The organism is Arthrobacter sp. 10N410, assembly GCF_056394945.1.
The window spans coordinates 314,750-332,945 of sequence record NZ_JBFTIP010000003.1 but is presented as its reverse complement, the minus strand read 5'-3'; the positions used below and the strand labels follow the sequence as shown (position 1 = coordinate 332,945).

General features: G+C 69.0%; 19 protein-coding genes, 1 tRNA gene and 1 riboswitch. Of the genes, 10 read left to right on the top strand and 10 right to left on the bottom strand.

Features of this window, described 5'->3' with window-relative positions; all coding sequences use genetic code 11:
• Nucleotides 1-37 precede the first annotated feature (37 nt).
• Nucleotides 38-856 carry a pyruvate, water dikinase regulatory protein gene (locus AC1DB8_RS09250; protein ID WP_441418983.1) on the bottom strand — a complete coding sequence of 273 codons (819 nt, stop codon included), beginning with the start codon at nucleotides 854-856 and terminating at the stop codon, nucleotides 38-40.
• Between the two features lie 115 nt (nucleotides 857-971).
• Between AC1DB8_RS09250 and AC1DB8_RS09245 the strand changes: the two genes are divergently transcribed.
• Nucleotides 972-1,175, top strand: coding sequence for a hypothetical protein (locus AC1DB8_RS09245; protein ID WP_069950597.1), 204 nt, complete (start codon nucleotides 972-974; stop codon nucleotides 1,173-1,175).
• A gap of 19 nt (nucleotides 1,176-1,194) precedes the next feature.
• Here the strand turns inward: AC1DB8_RS09245 and AC1DB8_RS09240 are convergent, their stop codons facing one another.
• Nucleotides 1,195-1,662 carry a universal stress protein gene (locus AC1DB8_RS09240; protein WP_476892836.1) on the bottom strand — a complete coding sequence of 156 codons (468 nt, stop codon included), beginning with the start codon at nucleotides 1,660-1,662 and terminating at the stop codon, nucleotides 1,195-1,197.
• 156 nt (nucleotides 1,663-1,818) lie between these two features.
• On the opposite strand from AC1DB8_RS09240, the gene AC1DB8_RS09235 reads away from it, so the two are divergent.
• Nucleotides 1,819-2,673, top strand: a complete 855-nt coding sequence (locus tag AC1DB8_RS09235) for a carbohydrate kinase family protein (protein ID WP_476892835.1) — start codon at nucleotides 1,819-1,821, stop codon at nucleotides 2,671-2,673.
• Between the two features lie 57 nt (nucleotides 2,674-2,730).
• Here AC1DB8_RS09235 and AC1DB8_RS09230 read toward each other — a convergent pair whose 3' ends face one another.
• The gene (locus AC1DB8_RS09230) at nucleotides 2,731-3,351 is read right to left on the bottom strand and encodes a hypothetical protein (RefSeq protein WP_476892834.1); all 621 of its coding nucleotides are present in this window, start codon (nucleotides 3,349-3,351) and stop codon (nucleotides 2,731-2,733) included.
• A 432-nt stretch (nucleotides 3,352-3,783) separates the two neighbouring features.
• Here AC1DB8_RS09230 and AC1DB8_RS09225 point away from each other — a divergent pair, with 432 nt between their 5' ends.
• Complete coding sequence (locus AC1DB8_RS09225) at nucleotides 3,784-3,930, top strand: lmo0937 family membrane protein (RefSeq protein ID WP_441418987.1); 147 nt, start codon at nucleotides 3,784-3,786, stop codon at nucleotides 3,928-3,930.
• 201 nt (nucleotides 3,931-4,131) lie between these two features.
• Here AC1DB8_RS09225 and AC1DB8_RS09220 read toward each other — a convergent pair whose 3' ends face one another.
• Together AC1DB8_RS09220 and AC1DB8_RS09215 are read right to left on the bottom strand one after the other, a co-directional pair.
• The gene (locus AC1DB8_RS09220; RefSeq protein ID WP_476892833.1) at nucleotides 4,132-4,881 is read right to left on the bottom strand and encodes a polysaccharide deacetylase family protein; all 750 of its coding nucleotides are present in this window, start codon (nucleotides 4,879-4,881) and stop codon (nucleotides 4,132-4,134) included.
• Nucleotides 4,882-5,205: 324 nt separating this feature from the next.
• Nucleotides 5,206-5,295 (bottom strand) — tRNA-Ser (locus AC1DB8_RS09215).
• Between the two features lie 148 nt (nucleotides 5,296-5,443).
• Here AC1DB8_RS09215 and AC1DB8_RS09210 point away from each other — a divergent pair.
• From AC1DB8_RS09210 to AC1DB8_RS09195, 4 genes are all read left to right on the top strand, one after another.
• On the top strand, nucleotides 5,444-6,469 hold the full coding sequence (locus tag AC1DB8_RS09210; RefSeq protein WP_476892832.1) for a zinc-dependent alcohol dehydrogenase: 1,026 nt from the start codon (nucleotides 5,444-5,446) through the stop codon (nucleotides 6,467-6,469).
• 3 nt (nucleotides 6,470-6,472) lie between these two features.
• The gene (locus AC1DB8_RS09205) at nucleotides 6,473-6,871 is read left to right on the top strand and encodes a 6-pyruvoyl trahydropterin synthase family protein (RefSeq protein ID WP_441418990.1); all 399 of its coding nucleotides are present in this window, start codon (nucleotides 6,473-6,475) and stop codon (nucleotides 6,869-6,871) included.
• A 7-nt stretch (nucleotides 6,872-6,878) separates the two neighbouring features.
• Nucleotides 6,879-7,961 carry a glycosyltransferase gene (locus AC1DB8_RS09200; RefSeq protein ID WP_476892831.1) on the top strand — a complete coding sequence of 361 codons (1,083 nt, stop codon included), beginning with the start codon at nucleotides 6,879-6,881 and terminating at the stop codon, nucleotides 7,959-7,961.
• Nucleotides 7,962-8,024: 63 nt separating this feature from the next.
• Nucleotides 8,025-9,266: a DNA glycosylase AlkZ-like family protein gene (locus tag AC1DB8_RS09195; protein WP_476892830.1), complete on the top strand. Its 1,242-nt coding sequence runs from the start codon at nucleotides 8,025-8,027 to the stop codon at nucleotides 9,264-9,266.
• Between the two features lie 75 nt (nucleotides 9,267-9,341).
• Here AC1DB8_RS09195 and AC1DB8_RS09190 read toward each other — a convergent pair whose 3' ends face one another.
• Nucleotides 9,342-9,845 (bottom strand): nucleoside deaminase, encoded by a 504-nt coding sequence (locus tag AC1DB8_RS09190; protein ID WP_476892829.1) that lies wholly within the window; start codon nucleotides 9,843-9,845, stop codon nucleotides 9,342-9,344.
• A 99-nt stretch (nucleotides 9,846-9,944) separates the two neighbouring features.
• On the opposite strand from AC1DB8_RS09190, the gene AC1DB8_RS09185 reads away from it, so the two are divergent.
• The 3 genes from AC1DB8_RS09185 (at nucleotide 9,945) to AC1DB8_RS09175 (ending at nucleotide 11,894) form a co-directional block, all read left to right on the top strand.
• Entirely contained in the window at nucleotides 9,945-10,760 is an 816-nt protein-coding gene (locus tag AC1DB8_RS09185; protein ID WP_441419060.1) for a phosphatase PAP2 family protein, read from the top strand.
• Nucleotides 10,761-10,784: 24 nt separating this feature from the next.
• On the top strand, nucleotides 10,785-11,420 hold the full coding sequence (upp, locus tag AC1DB8_RS09180; protein WP_441418994.1) for a uracil phosphoribosyltransferase: 636 nt from the start codon (nucleotides 10,785-10,787) through the stop codon (nucleotides 11,418-11,420).
• Nucleotides 11,421-11,516: 96 nt separating this feature from the next.
• Complete coding sequence (locus AC1DB8_RS09175; RefSeq protein ID WP_441418995.1) at nucleotides 11,517-11,894, top strand: VOC family protein; 378 nt, start codon at nucleotides 11,517-11,519, stop codon at nucleotides 11,892-11,894.
• A gap of 117 nt (nucleotides 11,895-12,011) precedes the next feature.
• Here the strand turns inward: AC1DB8_RS09175 and AC1DB8_RS09170 are convergent, their stop codons facing one another.
• The 4 genes from AC1DB8_RS09170 to AC1DB8_RS09155 form a co-directional block, all read right to left on the bottom strand.
• Nucleotides 12,012-12,740 (bottom strand): aggregation-promoting factor C-terminal-like domain-containing protein, encoded by a 729-nt coding sequence (locus AC1DB8_RS09170; RefSeq protein WP_476892828.1) that lies wholly within the window; start codon nucleotides 12,738-12,740, stop codon nucleotides 12,012-12,014.
• Nucleotides 12,739-12,919: riboswitch (cyclic di-AMP (ydaO/yuaA leader) on the bottom strand. It overlaps the preceding gene by 2 nt.
• A gap of 149 nt (nucleotides 12,920-13,068) precedes the next feature.
• Complete coding sequence (locus AC1DB8_RS09165; RefSeq protein ID WP_476892827.1) at nucleotides 13,069-15,105, bottom strand: glycosyltransferase family 39 protein; 2,037 nt, start codon at nucleotides 15,103-15,105, stop codon at nucleotides 13,069-13,071.
• Entirely contained in the window at nucleotides 15,106-16,539 is a 1,434-nt protein-coding gene (locus AC1DB8_RS09160; protein ID WP_476892826.1) for a bifunctional glycosyltransferase family 2/GtrA family protein, read from the bottom strand.
• A gap of 112 nt (nucleotides 16,540-16,651) precedes the next feature.
• Nucleotides 16,652-18,196, bottom strand: coding sequence for a HAMP domain-containing sensor histidine kinase (locus tag AC1DB8_RS09155; RefSeq protein WP_476892825.1), 1,545 nt, complete (start codon nucleotides 18,194-18,196; stop codon nucleotides 16,652-16,654).

Genomic DNA, 18,196 nt, shown 5'->3' with positions numbered 1-18,196 from the left:
CACGATGTGGTCCACGCAACAGTTGTGAAGCGTGGCCTCAGTGCTTGAGGTTCATCTTCTGGAGGATGGTGGCTGCCATTTCCTCCACGGACACGCTGGCCGAATTGAGGTACGGGATCCCGTGGGACACGTACAGCCGTTCGGCGCTGCGCAGTTCGAAGCCGCACTGCCGCAGTGACGCGTAGGGCGACCCGCGGCGGCGTTCGGTGCGGACCTGGCTCAGGCGCAGGGGGTTGGTGGTGAGGCCGAAACACTTGGAAACGAACGGCCGCAGCGGCTTGGGGAGTCCCTCGCGTTCAAAGTCCTCGTCCACCAGCGGGAAGTTCGCGGCGAAGATGCCGTGCTGCAGCGCCAGGTACATGGTGGTGGGCGTCTTACCGCAGCGGGACGGGGCCACCAGGATGACCTGCGCCTTCTCAAGCGCGCGCAGGCTCTGCCCGTCGTCGTGCTCCATGGCGTATTCGACGGCGGCCATCCGGGACTGGTAGCGGGCTGCGTTGCCCAGGCCGTGGGCCCGGCCGGGTTCCCCGCTGGCTTGCGTCCCCAAGGCCTGCTCCAACTGCCCGACGTGGGTCCCGATCAGATCCACGATGATCCCCTTGCAGGTGCCCAGCGTCTGCCGGATGTCGCTGCCGACGGCGGTGGAGAAGACGATCGGCTGCTGGCCCGTGGCCGCGAGGTTGTCGATGACCCTGACGACGGCGCGCGCCTGGTCGACGGTGGTGATGAAGGGGACCGTGATGCGGTCATATTCGTTGGCGGGGAACTGCGTCAGCAGGGTGTTGCCGAGCGTTTCCGCGGTGATGCCCGTACTGTCCGAAAGGAAGTAGACCGGGCGGGGAGCGTCATTGGTCATGAACGCATTGTGCACCAGCGGGGCCCGTGCGGTCTTCCACGACGCACGCCCGCCGCCGGGGTGCCGGCCGGACTGCGGGGAGTAGGCTGTGACCCACATCGCCAAAGGAGGCTGCATGAGCTACAAATACCGGACCGTCAGGGTCCGCGGTACGGACCTGGTCGGCACCATTGCGCGCAGGCACGGGGGCGCGCCCGAAATCTACGAGACCTCGAAGGACCCGAGTACTTCTGTGGTTCCCGTGTTCTTTCCGGAAACCGGCGAGATCCGCTTCTTCGACCGGTCGGTGCTGGAGGACGTTGTCAGCCCCGCGGGCTAGGAGCAGCGGCGGGCGTGACCTAGTGCGAGTTGTCCGCCCCTGGGCCGGGCTGGTCCGCTGTGGACTCGCGGAAGACCAGAACGGGGCAGTGGGCATGGTGGACCGCCTGGGTGGACACGGAACCAAGCAACAGCCCCGTGAATCCGCCGTGGCCGCGTGAGCCAACGGCAACGACGTCGGCGTCCCGCGAAGCGTCCACGAGCACCGCGGCGGCGCTGCCCTGAACAATGCGTCCGTTGATCTGAACGCCCTGGCCCCGGACCCGGGCAAGTTCCTCATCGAGAATTGACTGGGCGTCGGTCTGGAACACCTCGTAGTCCCAGGCCTGGCCGAGGGCGTCGGTGACATAAGGGAAGTGCCAGGCCGTGAGGGCCAGCACTTCACCGCCGCGAGCCTTGGCTTCCTCGACAGCCCAGTCCATTGCCGCCCGGGACTGCTCGGAACCGTCCACGCCAACCACGATCCTGTAGCTCTCGTTTCCGGCCATATGCCTTCCTTCCGAATGCCAGGCCCGATGCCGGGCGGTGTTGTGATTCCTCATCCTGACAGCGCCGCACCCGGGCCGGCAGTGCCATTGGGCAGGGATCCCGCACGCGGTCCCGGTCTTGGGTGACAGTGGAGGCCGGCCGGATAGGCTGAGGACATGCCCGCTTCTCCGCCGGTCGCTGTCTGTGGCCCCGCCTCGTGGAACCACCTCATCCTCCTCGACCACCTCCCGGACCCTGTTCCGCACATGCAGTTCGCCCGCCGCGCCTGGCACACGGTGGGAGGCACCTCGGCGGGCAAGGCCTTGCACCTGGCGGATCTCGGCGTCCAGGTGCGCTTGTGTTCGCCCTTGGGCGCGGACGACGCCGGCGGCCGGGTGCGCGACGCCCTCGCCGCGGCCGGCGTCACCATCGAAGCGATTGCGTCGGACCGCACCGAGCGTCACGTCAACCTCATGACCGACGGCGGCGGCCGGGTATCGCTCTACGTTTCGGTGCCCTCGCCGCCGGCGGACGACGACCTTGACGCTGCCGCGGCAGTAGTGGCTGCAGCGGATGTTGCCGTGATTGACCTGAGCGAACTTGGCTTGTTGTTGCTCGAACGCGACGAGGTCCGGCAAACACCGTTGTGGGTGGACCTTCATGACTTCGACGGATCGTCCGCGTTCCATCAGCCGTTCCTGCGGGCGGCCAATACCGTCTTCATGAACGACGACCGGACCGACGATCCCTGGGAGCTGATGCGCTCCTGCCTCGCCCGGGGCCCCCGCCTGGCTGTGTGCACCCGCGGGGCAGCGGGTGCGGTAGCGCTGGAAGCGGACGGGACGCGGCATGAGGTCGCTGCTGTTCCCGCGGATGTGGTGGACACCAACGGTGCCGGCGATGCCTTCATGGCCGGGTTCCTGGGCGCGAGCCTGCAGGGCGCGTCCGTGGCTGAGTCCCTCAAGGCGGCGGCCGTCCAGGCCCGCGTCGCCATTGAGAGTGAGCATCTGCACCCGGTCCTCGGGGGCTGATTCGCTGGCGCCCGATCCCGGGTTGGCAGCGGCCAGATGCCTGCCAGCGGGACCGGGTTAGAGGCCGGTCGGGAACTTAAACGTTGTGGGCATCGGCTCCGGGGCCGTCCCGTGGAACAGGACGACTTCATCGTGGGCTTTCAGGACGACAGCTTGGGCCGGCCCCGCCTGCTTGGCGCCGTTCACAGCGACGGACCAATCCGAGATGGGTGAATGCGCGGTCCCGGGCTTGCCGGTGCCGTCCAGGACACCCCATTCGGTCAAGAGCTGGCCAAGCGTGTAGGTAGCCCCGGCGACCGGCGCCTCAACGTGGATGATGCCGGTCTCGTCATGTGTGTGCAGCGCCGAGATGCCGTTGGGTTGGCCGGCCGCGGTGAAGCTGAAGCCGATGTCCGCCGGGACAGGAACGGGCTTGCCGTCAACAAAAACGTCCAGATGGGCGTGGAAGTGCTCGGCTGCGCCCTCCTCGTTGAGGACCGCCAGGCCTGCCGCTTTGATCCGTTCGGCTCCGCCCTTGGGGTTCAGTTCCCAGCCCGCGGACGGAGCCGCGGCTGCGGCGGATGAGGTGGCGCTCGCGGCCGGGGCGGTCGGGCTCGGAGCAGGGGCGGCGGTCGAACATCCCGAGACGGACAGGCAGGCAGCGCCCAGCATCACGGAAAGCGGGAGGAACTTCTTCACAAGGGCTTCCTTCATTCGGGAGCAGGGGCACAGCGGATGTGCGCGGGGGAGGCGGGAGGTGTTCGTGACTCCTAAGCCTACGTGGCAGGATCTTCCAGTCGTTTGCCATGGCAGGGGGCGGCCCCCGGGACGGGTCTGGCCGGACGAGGCTGGACAACTCGACGCCGGTGCCTCCGCCAGTCACGTTTGTCGAGGTCCGGAACGGTGACGCCAACGTGGTCGAACCGCACGATTCGTGTCATGAGCGGCACCCCCAAATGATCGCTTCTGGATGGTCTAGGCCGGCGTCTACGGCGAACTTTGCGGCGGATTCGCGGTGCGAGGAAAGGCCCTACTGCGGGGGTGAGGTTATCCCTTGCCTTGGGCCGCGGGAGGTACGAAGATGAGCGCAGAATCAGCATTTCATCCGCAATCAATTCAAGGGAGATTCTCATGTTGCTTTGGATAGCCATCATTATTGCTGTTCTCTGGCTTCTGGGCTTGATCGGGAACATTGGCGGCGGGTTCATTCACCTGCTTCTGGTGATCGCCGTCGTGGTCCTGATCTTCCACTTCATCCGCGGTAGGTCGCGCACGTAGAGGCGGATCCCGAGCAATCCTGCCCGGGGCGTCTTGCTGCCCGGAAACTTAACAAGCCTCACGTCTACTTCAGCCGTGGGCAGATGCACGCACCTGCCACACCGAGCAAGTACGCCGCGGCTGATCCTGGTGTTGGCGCTGCTCGGCCGCGAGCTTCGCCGGAAAGTCGCAGGCAATATTGAGAGCCTGCCGGGCGGCCATCTAGTGGATATGGAACGTGGCGAGTCTCCAGTAGATGAGGGCGTTGCGAACGCCGGTCAGGGCCTGGAGCGTATGGGGTCCGGTTCCGTGCATCAGGATGACGCCGCCCGCACGAACCCGCGGGGTGGTGCGGTCGCCGAATTGCACGCGGCGGATGATGGTGCCGGCTGATGAGCCGTCCCAATCGCGCGTGTCAACGGTCCAATAGGCGGGGCGGCATCCTGCACGGGCCAGGGCGTTGTAAACCCTGAGGCTGAACGCGCCGGCACCGTAAGGTGGCCGACAGAGCTTGGGTGACGTGGTGGGTACGACGCTGCCGTGCCGGCGGACCTCGGTATAGATCTGGTTGGCGGTCATGCGTGAGTAGTCGCGGTGGTCAAAGCTGTGATTGCCCAGCAGTTGACCGGCCTTGGTTATCTGCGTGCGATAGGTCGGGTGGGCGAGCATGCATTGGCCGGTGAAGAAGAATATGGCTTGGACGTTATAGTGACGCAGCCAGTTCAGGAGTCCGGTGAGACGAACCTGGGTGGCGCAGTCGTCGAAGGTAAGTCGCACTCTTGGCCCGTGATAGTACAGATGCAGGATCTCGGAACGCTCGGCAGATGACATCTGGGATGCAAATGGTGCCGGCGGCATGGGGTTGATGACTTTCTGGATCACATCCGGTTGTGCCGCGGCCCAGCTCGGCGCCGGAGCGCTGAAACCGACAATGACCAATAGGGCTACGACGATCGGTCGCCAAACCTTCATTTGGGCAGTCCCCTTTTCCGCAACTGGGAATGAACTGCGATGAGCACGAGGCAGAGATCGGAGCATTCCCGGATTTGAGTGTCCCCCCGTCACCGACGCCGCAATAGGGTCAAGGGTCCTTTCCCAGGAACTGAGGCCCGGGTAGCGCCGAAGGGACGGCGGCCCGGAGATCGGCTTTTGAGTCGGAGCTGAAGCGCAAAGTCGGCGTGCGGCCCGGGCCTGCGGAATCAAGTTTTGGCCTAATCATTGCCAATGAGTCAGTCGCGGGCAAAGCAAAGGCCCCTGGTTCCCTTGTAAACAAAGGGAACCAGGGGCCTCGCTACGTGGCGGTGACGGTGGGATTTGAACCCACGTTGGCTTTTACACCAAACAACATTTCGAGTGTTGCACCTTCGGCCGCTCGGACACGTCACCAACCTGACTAGGGTACCGGAGCAAGGCGCCCAACCCCAAAACGGCGCCCAGACGGCCTCGCAAAACGCCCCGCCGCGCCCCGCCCGCGCCCCGCCCGCGGCCCCGAAGCTTCCCCCTGTCCCTCCCCGGCACTAGATTCGTAAGCAAGATGAGCAACTCGAACAAGGTCAACCAGGCAACAACCACCGCAACCGCATATTGGACCGTCGGCCCGGAGCAGGGCGAACTCCGGCGCGAGCAATTGCCGGCACCCGGACCCGGCGAAGCGCTCGTGCGCTCGCTCTACTCCGGCATCAGCAAGGGCACCGAGATGGTGGTGCACAACGCCCGCGTGCCGGAATGCATCGCCGAGGAAATGGCCGCACCGCATCAGGAAGGCAGCTTCCCGTCGCCGGTGAAGTTCGGCTACCTTTCCGTCGGCGTCGTCGAGGAGGGCCCGGCCGAGTGGCAGGGCAAGACGGTCTTCTGCCTCTACCCGCACCAGGACCGCTACATCGTCCCGGTCGACTCGCTCACCCAGGTCCCGGACGACGTTCCCGCCCGCCGCGCCGTCCTCACCGGCACCGTGGAAACAGCGGTCAACGCCCTCTGGGAGGCCGGTCCCCGCCTCGGCGACCGCGTGGCCGTGATCGGCGCCGGACTGGTCGGCGGCATGGTCGCCAAGCTCCTCGGGTCTTTCCCGCTGGGCCGGCTGCAGTTGATCGACGTCGACCCCGCTAAGCGCGCCTTCGCCGACACCCTCGGCGTCGACTTCTGCCACCCCGACGACGCACTGCCGGACTGCGACATCGTGATCCACTGCTCCGCCTCGCAGGCCGGACTGCAACGCGCCCTGCAGCTGGTGGGCGACGAGGGCGAGATCATCGAGATGTCCTGGTACGCGGACCGCCTGGTCACCCTGCCGCTGGGGGAGGACTTCCACGCCCGGCGGCTCTCCATCCGCGCCAGCCAGGTGGGCGTGGTGGCCCGCGCCCGCCGCCACCGGCGCACCAACGCCGACCGGCTCCAGCTCGCCGTCTCGCTGCTGGCCGACCCAGTCTTCGACACCTTCCTCACCGGCACGTCCGACTTCAGCGAGCTGCCCGACGTCGTCCAGCGCGTCTCCGACGGCAGCCTGGACGCGCTCTGCCACGTCATCGAATACCCCGCCCCCGCAACAGAAACCACGAGGTAATCCGTGTTCAGCCTGACCGTACGTCGCAATTTCATGATCGCCCACAGCCTGCCGCGCCCTGCCTTCGGCCCCGCCCAGGGCCTGCACGGGGCCACTTTTGTCACGGAAGTGACTTTCCGCCGTCGGACGCTGAACGACGACGCGATCGTGCTGGACATCGGCGAGGCCGGCGACGTGCTGGACGCCGTCCTGGCGGGCCTGAACTACAAGAACCTCGACGAGCACCCGGACTTCACCGGCAAACTCAGCACCACCGAAGCCCTGGCCCAGTACATCGCCGACGCCGTGGCCGGCCAGATCCGCGGCGGCCAGGACGGGAAGGCCCTTGCCGGCATCGAGGTCACCCTGCGCGAAACTCCCGACGCCTGGGCCAGCTACTCGCTCGAGTTCGACGCCGGCTAGCAGCCCCGTGGATGCCCCCGGCCTCCGCCTCCTGGTGCCCGGCAACGTGCGCCACAACTCCGGCGGCAACGCCTACAACGCAGCGCTGCTCCGCGCCCTCGCAGACCTCGGGGTCGCGGCGTTGTCCTGCGAGGTCGACGGCGACTGGCCGGTCGGCAGCCCAGCGGACCGGCAGCGGTTCGGCCGCCTGCTTGCCGAGTCCGACGCCGGCCATCTCACGCTCGTGGACGGTCTGGTGGCCTGCGGGGCGCCGGACGAGCTCGAAGCCGCGGCGGCTGCCGGGGCGCCGGCCTGGATCCTGCTGCACATGCCGCTGGGGACGCATCCGGAACTGGAACACCGCGCGCTGCAGGCCGCGGCCGGCGTTATCTGCACCAGCACCTCCGCCGCGGCGGCCCTGCAGGAACGGCACGGCCTGGGCGGCTTGGCTCGAATCAGCGTCGCGCTTCCCGGCACCGAGCCGGCACCGTCCGCGGCCGGTTCCGAGCCGCCCCACCTCCTCGCACTGGCCGCGCTGCTGCCCAACAAGGACCAGCTGCTGCTGCTGCGCGCCCTCTCGGAGCTCATGGACCTGGCCTGGACAGCATCCCTTGCCGGTTCGGACACCGCGGATCCCGCCTACGCCGCCCTGCTCCGGCAGGAATCGGAGCGCCTCGGCCTGACGGACCGCGTCCGGCTACCCGGCGAGCTGCGCGGAGCCGACCTGGCCGCCGAATGGGAGGCCGCTGACCTCAGCCTGCTCATTTCCCGGGCCGAGACCTATGGGCTGGTGGTCACCGAATCCCTGGCCCGCGGCGTGCCGGTGATCGTCCGGGAGGGAACCGGCGCCGTGGAGGCGCTCGCGGCCGGCACAGCCGGAGCTGGAGCAGGGGGCGCCCCCGTAGCCGCAGCGCCGGCCCTGCCGGGCGCCGCCGTCGCACTCGGCGAAGATCCGGCACCGCTGGCAGCCCTGCTGCGCCGCTGGCTCACCGAACCGGCCCTCCGCGCCGAATGGCGGGCCGCCGCCCGGGCCGCACGGGAGCACCTTCCCGGCTGGGACGCCACGGCGCGGGCCGTGCTGGCCGTCCTGGCCGCGCGCCTCACGGAATAGCGGCGGAAAACGGAACCCCGGGATCGATACCGTCGCCGGGCCAAGCGGGTGGAGAATGACCCCATGACTACCGAGCCCATGACCGTGCAACTGCCGCCCGCGGAAAGCCTCACGCCCGAGCGGCTCCGCGCCTGGTCGTGGCACCGGCAGGGCCTGGACGGCTCGCTGGCGGGGTGCACTGCGGAACAGGTGTTCGCCCGGGCCGGCTGGGCACGGTCCGTGGGCGGGGCCAACCCGTACCTCACGCTCTTCGCCCGGGCCGGCATCCGGCGCTCTCAAGTGGACCGGGACGTCCTGGCGCACCGGATCCTGGAACTCCCGACGGCGCGCGGCTGCACCTATGTGCTGGGCGCGGACGACTTCGCCTGGGCGCTGCGGCTGGGACGGGACGCCGCCGAGGCCGGCTTCAAGGTCGTCGGCCGGCTCGGCGTGGACCGCGGCGAAATTGCCCTGCTTGAGGAGCAAGTGCTGCACGCCCTTGCTGAGGCCGGGGTGCCGCTGGACCCGCGGCAGCTCAAGGATGAACTCGGCGATTCGGTCCGCAACCTCGGCGAGGAGGGCAAGAAAAAGGGCGTCACCACCACGCTGCCCACGGCGCTGGGCATCCTGCAAGCGGACGGGCGGATCCGCCGGGTCCCTGCCAATGGCCGGCTGGATCAGCAGCGCTACGCCTACGAGCCCTGGGGGCTGCCGCCGAGCACGCTCAGTGACGATGACGTCCGCGCCGAGCTGATCCGGCGGTACCTTGGCTGGACCGGAGGAGCCACCTTCAAACAGTCGCAGTGGTTCACCGGCTTCACGGTCGCGCAGAGCAAGGCGGCGCTCGCCGCCGTCGACGCCGTCGAGGTCCCCACCGCCGCCGGCGGAGACCCGCTCTGGATGCTGCCCGACGACGTCGAACGCCTCGCCGCCTTCGAAGAACCGGCCGAGGAACAGATCCAGCTGCTCGCCGGAACTGATTCGCTGGTGCTGCTGCGCCGGAACGCGGGGGAGCTGCTGGCCGCGGAGGACCAGGATAAAAAGGCGCTGGGCTCGCTCGCGCTGCAGGCCGACCTGCCGGACCACCCCATCTTCGACCGCGGCAGGATCATCGGTTTGTGGCAGTACGACCCGGGCCGGGAGAAGATCGCCGCTTGGGTGTTCGGCACGCCGACGCGGGCCGTGACCCGGCGGATCGCCGAGGTGGAGGCCTGGATCAAGGAGGACCTGGGCGATTTCCGCGCCTTCAGCCTGGACTCGCCCGCCTCCCGGCAGAAGCGGATCGACGCGCTGCGGGCGTCCACGGCGGCCACCGCCGAGCGGTAGCTCACCGCGGCGTTGAGGGGGCCGGCGCCCTATGGGGGCCGGCGCCCTATGGGGGCCGGCGCCCGAAAGGCAGCGTCAGGCGCCGCGGTGGCCGGCGAAGAATTCCCGCAGCAACCCGCCGCACTCCTGCTCCCGGACCCCGGCGTACACCTCCACCCAATGGTTCAACCGGCGCTCGCGGAGAATGTCGAACACGGACCCGGCGGCCCCGGCTTTCTCGTCCCACGCGCCGAAGACCACCCGCGGAATCCGCGCCAGCACCACGGCGCCGGCGCACATGGCGCACGGCTCCAACGTCACCACCAGGGTGCAGTCTTCCAGCCGCCAGCCCTCGTCGGCTGCGCCCTCCAGCGCCCGCCGCTCGCGCAGCCGGGCCGCGGCCTCCCGGATCGCCACCATCTCGGCGTGCGCCGTCGGGTCCCCGAGTGCCTCCCGCTCGTTGCGCCCGGCACCGAGCACCGAGCCGTCCGGTCCGATCACGACGGCGCCGATCGGCACGTCCTCGGTGGCCAGCGCCCGGCGCGCCTCGGCAAGGGCCAGGCCCATCCAGTCCGCATGGCGTGGCTCGGGGGTAGTCATGGCTCAATGATAGTTTCGACCCTAAGCAAGCTGTGCACTTAAGCGGGTGCACCGGGAAGTCGGGAGAGGGCATTGAGCACCAAGACTGAGAGCTGGCTGATGCGGCGCTGGGGAAAGTGGGTGGTGCCCTATGCCGCACTCTGGATCACCATGCTGATCGGCGGCGTCGTCGTCGTCGCTCTGGCGCTGACGAGCGCGGAAGTCTACGACAACGTCGTGGACGACGCCGGCCTGGCAAGCCTCGACAAGCCCACGCTGGGGTTCATGCAACAGCTGCGCAGTCCCGGCCTGGACGCGTTCGTCACCGGGTTCACCAATATTGGCGGTGGAATCGGCATGCCGATTCTGGCCAGCATCCTGACAGCATGGCTGATCTGGGTCTCGCGGACCTGGCGGCCGCTCATCCTGATCGGCGGAGCCGCCGCGGTGTCGATCACCGCCACAACGGTGGGCAAGAAACTGATCGGCCGGGCCCGCCCCGACTTCGCGGACGCGGTGCCGCCTTACGAGACGTCGCCGTCGTTCCCCAGCGGCCACACGCTGAACACCACCGTGGTAATCGGGCTGGTGGTCTACCTCGCCTGCCTGCAGGTCAGACGCACCATAGCCCGCGTCGGTTTGATCACCGCGGGTGCGATCTTCATCCTTGCGATGGGCATGAGCCGCGTCTTCCTGGGCCATCACTGGATGACCGATGTGATCTTCGGCTGGGCCCTGGGGCTGGGCTGGGTGGGGATCGTGATCCTGGCCCACAGGCTGTTCCATGTGCTGCGGCACCGGGAACACACCGGCCCCGCGCCGACGTTCGACAACGATGCGCACCTGCGCGACGGCGCCCCCGCCCGCGGCCGCAAGGGCAGCACCGCGGAGCGGACCGCCGACGCCGATACCCCGGACCCCGCGGGACGGTCCTGAAGGTCCGGGTGGTAGTTTTGACCCATGCGCACTCTCGTTGTCGACCACCCGCTGGTCGCCCATAAACTCACCGTTCTGCGGGACAAGAACACCCCGTCCCCGGTCTTCCGCCAGCTCACCGAGGAGCTCGTCACGCTCCTGGCCTATGAGGCAACCCGGGACGTCCGCACCGAGCCGGTGACCATCGAGACGCCGGTCAGCACCACCGTCGGCACGGCTTTCACCAAGCCCACCCCGCTGGTGGTTCCGATCCTGCGCGCCGGTCTCGGCATGCTGGAGGGCATGACCAAGCTGGTGCCCACCGCCGAGGTCGGCTTCCTGGGCATGGCCCGGGACGAAGAGACCCTGGACATCATCACCTACGCCGAGCGCCTCCCGGAGAACCTGACAGACCGGCAGATCTTCGTCCTGGACCCGATGCTCGCCACCGGCGGCACCCTGCGCGAGGCGATCAAGTTCCTCTTCAAGCGCGGCGCGTCGGACGTCACCTGTATCTGCCTGCTGGCCGCCCCGGAGGGCCTGGCCAAGCTGGAAGAAGAGCTCTCGGACGCCAACGTGACCATCGTGCTGGCCTCCATCGACGAGAAGCTCAACGAAAAGTCGTACATTGTGCCCGGGCTGGGCGACGCCGGAGACCGCCTGTACGGCATCGCGGTCTAGCCGCCGGCATGCACTGCTGCCCTCGCGGGTAGGGCGGTTGAAACGTCCCCGCGGTCAAGGGTTCCGGCGTAAGGCGTCCGGGACTAGCCTGTGCCCATGGACTGGAAACTTGAACTCGTGTTTGTCCCCGTGTCGGATGTGGACCGGGCCAAGGACTTCTATGTGAACAAGGTCGGCTTCAACGCCGACTACGACGAACGGCCCACGCCAGGCATCCGTTTCGTCCAGCTGACCCCGCCGGGTTCCGGGTGCTCGATCGCGATTGGCGAGGGCCTCAACGACGCCCCGCCCGGCACCGCCCCCGGCCTCCAGCTGGTCGTGAGCGACATCCAGGCGGCGCACCAGCAACTCAAGGACAACGGTGTGGACGTCAGCGACATCGATGTCCAGGACTGGGGGCATTTCGTCTACTTCGCCGATCCCGACGGCAACAAGTGGGGGGTGCAGTACATCCCCAACCGTCCGAACGGCTAGCGCGGCCGCGCGGTTCCGTAGCGCGGCCCGTATTCCGCAGGCGCGGCGGCAGGCGCACGTGAGGCCCCGGATCCCAAGATCCGGGGCCTCACTCATGGCATGCAGCCTCGGCCGCGCTTAGTACCAGTTGTTCGCGTAGTGGAAGTTCAGGGCGCCGCACGGTGAACCGTAGCGGTCCTGCACGTACTGCAGTCCCCAGTTGATCTGGGTCCGGTAGTTGGTCCGGTAATCGGCGCCGGCGCTGGCCATCTTTTCGGCGGGCAGCGACTGGACCACGCCGTAAGCGCCGCTGCTGGCATTGGTAGCCGTGGTCTTCCAGTCGGACTCCCTGGTCCACAACTTCATCAGGCACTGCATCTCGCTCGGGGCCCAGCCGTGGGCGGGCAGCTGAGAGGCGGCGTAGGCCTGCGCACCGGCGGGGTCGTCAATGGCGACCGGCTTCGCGGGAGCAGGCGCCTTGGCAGCCGGAGCCGGCGCCTTGGCCGCCGGGGCCTTGGCGGGCTTGATTTTGGAGGCCTGGGCCTCCACGCTCATCGGGGCGGGCGAGGTGGGCGTGTTGCTGCCGACGCGTTCGAAGTCCAGGGTCTGCAGGGACGCGGCCGTGTCTTTCGACGCTTCGGCCGTATGCGCGGCAGTGCCGGAGGCCTGGCCCGCGGCCCCTGCCCCCAGCAGGACGGCGAAAGCGGTGGCTACGACGGCGGCGCGCTTGCCATTGGTCCGGGCACGGGCACGGGGCCGGGACGGGCTCGAAGTGTGCTTCGCCGGCTCGGCGCGGTGGCGCGCGCGCTCGGCGTCGGACGTGCGTTTAGCGCCTTCTGGGCGCGTGGGTGCCTTGATTTCAGTCATGTTCGCCTCTCAACGCCTACGGAGTTAGCTGTCGGGTTCGGATGCGAAATCCGGCCGCACGGAATCTCGACGTGGCGGCTTAACCCCAAGGGTGCATGGATGCAGAATGCCCGGGAACTCTGGGTTCCCCGTCTCTGCCTGGTCCATGGGAATCCGGGTAGCGGCAGAGTTTGGCGTCAGCCCGGACACGCGGCCAGATCGATGGCCGCACCCTAAAACGGTACCGGACTTTCAATCAGATGTCACAGCTCGACGCCGGTAAGCATCGAGCGGGCACGGAACCGTCGAAACGGCGCGGCGGAGACGGAGGCAAGCGGGGGAGAGGAGCCTACTTCGCCAGCTTGTACACGGTGGCGTTCCCCACGGTCTGGGCCTGGTAGTTGGCCGCGACCCAGCTGGCGACCTCGGAGTTGCCGCCGCGGCCCCCGCCCAGGCCGCCCATGCCGCCGGAGATGAAGTAGCCGATCTCGCCGCGGTCCACCATCGCTTGGAACTGCTCGAGCGTGGGGTACGGGTCGCCGCCGTTCCAGCCGCCCAGCGCGATCACATTGGTGCCGGTGGCGAGTTCCAGGCTGGCGGCCTGGGTGGCGCCGGAGACAATCCCGGACCATTTGGCGCCGGAGGACTTCAGCAACGCTGTCAGCTCGGCCGACGCCGTATCCGCGCCGGGTCCGCCGGGCCCGCCGGCGGCCGCCCCGCTGGAACCGAGGATCCCGCCGTCCGGCCTGCCCGCCGCCCCGAAGCCGCCGCCCATCGCGGACGCGGTGGGCCCGGAGGTGGGGATTGACCCCGAATGCGCCTGGGCCGCCGTCGCCAGCGTCCAGGCGGTGGTCCCGAGCCCGCCGGCCAGCAGTGAAAGGACCACGACGCCGGCCGCAGCGGCTTTGCGGAGCCGGGCCGGGAGCGCCGCCAGGCTGTCCACCCGGAGCAGCAGCGCCGCGGCGGCCAGCACGCCCAGGACGACGGCGATCACCCGGAGCCCGGGCAGCCATGCCGGGTCGCGGCCCAGGAGCACGGCGGACCAGACCGAGGCAGCCAACACCGTCACGGCCAGGACCATCCGAGCGGGCCAGTGGGTCCGGCCGCGCCACAGTTCCGCCGAGCCGATGCCCACCAGGGCCGCGACGGCGGGGGCCAGTGCCACGGCATAGTACGGATGCACGGTGCCGCTCATGAAGCTGAAGATGCCTGCCGTGATCAGCAGCCAGCCGCCCCAGAGCAGGAGCGCGGCACGGGTGGCGGAGCTCCGGGCCTCGCGCCGGGTGAACCACAAACCTGCCACCAGCAGAACCAGGGCCGCCGGCAATAGCCAGGACACTTCGCCGCCGAAACTGGTCCCGAACATCCGGGTGATCCCGGCCGCGCCGCCGAAGCCCACGTTGCCGTTTCCGCCCGGGCCGCCGGCATTTCCGAAAGCATTTCCACCGGGCATCCCGCCGCCGGACCCGGTGATCCGGCCCAGGCCGTTGTAGCCGAAGGTGAGTTCCAGGAAGCTGTTGGTCTCCGACCCCGCCATGTACGGCCGGGCCGAGGCGGGAGTGAGCTGGAACAGCGCCAGGTAGCTGCCGGCCACGACGGCGATCCCCGCCGCGGCGGCGAGGAGGTGCAGGAGCCGGCGGCCGAGGGTGGTGGGTGCCGCCCACAGGTAGGCTAGGGCCAGTCCGGGCACTATCAGGAAGCCCTGCAGCATCTTGATCAGGAACGCCAGGCCGATTACCGCGCCGGCTGCGGCGAGCCATTTCCAGCCGGCCTTTTCGATGGCGCGGGTGGTGAGGTAGGCGGCCAGCACCAGGCACAGGGTGAGCATGGCGTCGGGGTTGTTGAAGCGGAACATCAGGGCTGCCACTGGGGTCAGCGCCAGGGCGCCGCCGGCCAGTAGGCCCGCCGCGGGACCGGACACGCGCTTGACGGTCAGGTACAGAAGTCCAACGGCGGCCACCCCCATCAGCGCCTGGGGAATGAGCATGCTCAGTGCCGAGAAACCGAAGATCCGCCCGGCGAGGGCCGGGATCCAGAGCGCGGCCGGTGGCTTGTCCACCGTGATGGCGTTGCCCGCGTCGAGGGAACCGAACAGCAGCGCGGTCCAGTCCTTGGTGCCGGCCTGGATCGCTGCGGCGTAGAAGGAGTTGGCGTAGCCGGTGGCTTCCAGGTTCCACAGGTACATCACTGCGGTGAAGACCAGCAGCAGGGCCGCCGAGGGCCGCACCCACCACCGCTGTGGTCCGAACAGCAGGCGTGCCCGGCGGTCCTGCGCGGCGGGCGCTCGAGGAGCTGCCGGGCGGGTCGCCGTCGTCGGGTGTGCGGGCGCCGATGCGGGCGTGCTGCCGGCCGGGCCGCCGGTGGCGGGGTCGAGGGTTGCGGTCATTTACTTGGCCGTTTCTGTGTGGGGGAGGGCTGAGGCGTTGGCGTTGGCGTCGGACGCCGGAGCATAGGGAACGGCGCCGGGGGCCGGAGGAATGGGGGCGCCCCGACGGCGGAAGACCACGTGCCGGAACAGCAGGAATTTGATGGCGGTGGCGGCCAGGTTGGCGGCGGTCACTGTGACCAGTTCCAGCCAGCGGTCAGGGGTTCCGCCGGACGTGCCGTGGACGAAGGCGAGCGCACCGGAGGTCAGGGCCAGCCCGATCCCGAAGACCAGCAGCCCCTCGAAATGGTGGCGGGCCGCCTGGCTGCTGCCTTGGATGCCGAAGGTGAAGCGCCGGTTCGCCGCGGTGTTGGCCACCGCGGTAGTGAGCAAGGCAAGGAAGTTGGCCAGCTGCGGGTCAATGATTCCCCGGCAGAGCACGAAGATCAGCAAGTACGCGAGGGTCGAAGCCACCCCGATGCTGCCGAAGCGCACGAGCTGGCCGAAGAGGCTTCCGCCGGGGCTTTGTTCCTGGGCCCGGGACGAAGCCGGCAGCGGTCCGCGGGCCAGGGCGGACCGGAGTTCGGGAACCGGGATCCGGCCCGAGAGCAGGTCCCGGCTCAGCCGGGCCATGCCGCGCAGGTCCGCGATGGCCGTCTGGACGATGTCCACGCTGGAGTCCGGGTCGTCGGTCCAATCGACCGGGACTTCGTGGACGCGCAGGCCGCACCTCTCGGCGAGTACCAGCAGCTCGGTGTCGAAGAACCAGGCGTTGTCCAGCGTGTGCGGGAGAAGCTGCCGGGCCACGTCCGCCCGGATGGCCTTGAAGCCGCACTGGGCGTCGCTGAAGTGGGCGCCCAGGCACGACTGCAGCAGCAGGTTGTAGCTGCGCGAGATGAATTCCCGTTTGGGTCCGCGGACCACATGCGAGTTGTGGGTCAGCCGGGTCCCGATCGCGAGGTCCGAGTGCCCCGAAATGAGCGGGGCCAGCAGGGGGCCGAGCGCCGCCAGGTCGGTGGACAGGTCCACGTCCATGTACGCCAGGAGCGGCGACGGCGAGGCAAGCCACACCTTGCGCAGCGCATTCCCGCGGCCTTTTTCGGCCATGTGGACGACGTTGATCTCCCGGAGCTCACGGGCGACGCGTTCCGCCGTCTGGAGTGTTCCGTCGGTGCTGGCGTTGTCCGCCACCGTGATCCGAAAGGAATGCGGGAAGCAGCCGACAAGGTAGGCGTGCAGCCGGCGTAGGCACGCTTCGAGGTCACGTTCCTCGTTGAACACCGGAATGGTGATATCCAGGACCGGTGTGGTGGTGCGGGTGTCGATGGCTGAACGCAGCCTCCCGGGGCCGGTGAACGCCGGGGTCAACGGGCCCGGCCCGGGCGGCGCGGCCGGGCCGGGCGGCGTCGCCGTGGAGTGGGGCTGTGGTCCTGGGGCCTGGTCTGTGAACGTCATGGCTCAACTTTCCCGGCGCCCCATATGAGGGCTTTAGGGTCAAGCTGTGCGGGGGCTGTGGAAGTGAGGACCGGCGCCGCCGTGCCGGCGTCCGGACCAGAGCGGCGGCCCGCTACGCCAGCGGAGGCGCCGCGGGCAGCCGGACGGCGAACTCTGTCCGGCCCGGCCGGGACGTGACCTCGACGGTCCCGCCGTGCGCCTCCACAATTGACTGCACAATCGACAAGCCCAGGCCGCTGGTGCCCTCGGAAGCCGCGGCCGCTGTCGCGACCGCCGACGTGCCCTCACGGCTTCGCACCGGACGGGCCGCGGGACCGGCGGCCGGGTTGGTGCGCGCGGCGTCGGCCCGGGCGAACCGGGCGAAGACCCGGCCGAGGAATTCGGGAGCGATGCCGCTGCCGTTGTCCGTCACGGTGACCACGGCGCTGCCGTCAGCCGAACGCGTGACGCCCGTGACCACCTTCGTCCCGGGGGCCGTGTGTTTGCGGGCATTGGACAGGAGGTTGGCGAGGACCTGGTGAAGCTGGGTCGCGTCCCCGCGCACCACCACGGGTTCGTCCGGGAGCTCCAGCTGCCAGAGGCGGTCGGGTGCCATGACTTTCTCGTCGCTCACCGTTTCGACGGCCAGCTGGGTGAGGTCGACGTCGGTGACCTTGAGCGGCTGCCCCTCGTCCAGCCGTGCCAGCAGCAGCAGGTCCTCCACCAGGGTGGTCATCCGCTCGGACTGGCTTTGGACGCGGGCTAGTGACTTCTCGCCGTCGGGCGTGAAATGCTCGGTCATCCGCATCAGCTCCGTGTAGCCGCGGATCGCGGTGAGCGGGGTGCGGAGCTCGTGCGAGGCATCGGCGACAAACTGCCGCACCTTCATCTCGCTCTCCTGCCGCGCCTCGAGGGCGTTGGAGACGTTGTCCAGCATCTGGTTCAGCGCGTAGCCCACGCTGCCCACCTCGGTGCCCGGATGGGCAGCCGACGCCGGGACCCGCACGCCCAGCGCCACCTCGCCGGCGTCCAGCGGCAAACGCGAGACCTTGGTGGCCACCTCGGAGAGCTGTTCCAGCGGCTTCATGGTCCGCCGGATGAGAGCGGTGCCGGCGAGGCCGATCAGCACGAGGCCGCCCGCCGATACCACCCCCAGGGTCCAGACGAGCGAGGCCAGCGTGTTCTGCTTTTCGTCCAGTGGGAGGCCGGTGACGATCACGTCGCCATAGGGTGCGCGCACAGCCGTCAGTCGGTAGTCGCCGGCCGAGAGCGTCCGGTCCACGGGCACGCCGTTCGGGGTCAGGGCCAGGAGGACGGCGTTGTCATCGGAGGACAGGCTCTTTCTGGTGGCGTCCCCGGCCAGGAAGCCTGCGCTGGCCACCGTGCCGGCCAGCAGCCGGGCGTTGAGCGTCCCGATGCCCTGACCCCGGGCTTCGAGCGGGTCAGGGCGCCTTCCCGCATCGTCCGGGGAGGGCCTGCCGAACTCGCTCGACCGGTGGGATGCCTGCTCCAGCTGGGTGTCGAGCTGCCGGGTGAGGAAAGCGTCCATGGAGGCGTAGCTGAAGACTCCCACGGCGCCGCAGATGGCCACGAGCAGCGCCATGGCGACGAGGACCAGCCGGGTACGCAAATGCCACGTGGCCGGGTTGCGCCAGTCGCGCCCGGGTACGGGTGTCAC

Coding starts and splice junctions, on each gene's coding strand:
- AC1DB8_RS09250 (WP_441418983.1), bottom strand. CDS start 856: ATGACCAATGACGCTCCCCGCCCGGTCTACTTCCTTTCGGACAGTACG.
- AC1DB8_RS09245 (WP_069950597.1), top strand. CDS start 972: ATGAGCTACAAATACCGGACCGTCAGGGTCCGCGGTACGGACCTGGTC.
- AC1DB8_RS09240 (WP_476892836.1), bottom strand. CDS start 1,662: ATGGCCGGAAACGAGAGCTACAGGATCGTGGTTGGCGTGGACGGTTCC.
- AC1DB8_RS09235 (WP_476892835.1), top strand. CDS start 1,819: ATGCCCGCTTCTCCGCCGGTCGCTGTCTGTGGCCCCGCCTCGTGGAAC.
- AC1DB8_RS09225 (WP_441418987.1), top strand. CDS start 3,784: ATGTTGCTTTGGATAGCCATCATTATTGCTGTTCTCTGGCTTCTGGGC.
- AC1DB8_RS09220 (WP_476892833.1), bottom strand. CDS start 4,881: ATGAAGGTTTGGCGACCGATCGTCGTAGCCCTATTGGTCATTGTCGGT.
- AC1DB8_RS09210 (WP_476892832.1), top strand. CDS start 5,444: ATGAGCAACTCGAACAAGGTCAACCAGGCAACAACCACCGCAACCGCA.
- AC1DB8_RS09195 (WP_476892830.1), top strand. CDS start 8,025: ATGACTACCGAGCCCATGACCGTGCAACTGCCGCCCGCGGAAAGCCTC.
- AC1DB8_RS09190 (WP_476892829.1), bottom strand. CDS start 9,845: ATGACTACCCCCGAGCCACGCCATGCGGACTGGATGGGCCTGGCCCTT.
- AC1DB8_RS09185 (WP_441419060.1), top strand. CDS start 9,945: ATGCGGCGCTGGGGAAAGTGGGTGGTGCCCTATGCCGCACTCTGGATC.
- upp (WP_441418994.1), top strand. CDS start 10,785: ATGCGCACTCTCGTTGTCGACCACCCGCTGGTCGCCCATAAACTCACC.
- AC1DB8_RS09175 (WP_441418995.1), top strand. CDS start 11,517: ATGGACTGGAAACTTGAACTCGTGTTTGTCCCCGTGTCGGATGTGGAC.
- AC1DB8_RS09170 (WP_476892828.1), bottom strand. CDS start 12,740: ATGACTGAAATCAAGGCACCCACGCGCCCAGAAGGCGCTAAACGCACG.
- AC1DB8_RS09165 (WP_476892827.1), bottom strand. CDS start 15,105: ATGACCGCAACCCTCGACCCCGCCACCGGCGGCCCGGCCGGCAGCACG.
- AC1DB8_RS09160 (WP_476892826.1), bottom strand. CDS start 16,539: ATGACGTTCACAGACCAGGCCCCAGGACCACAGCCCCACTCCACGGCG.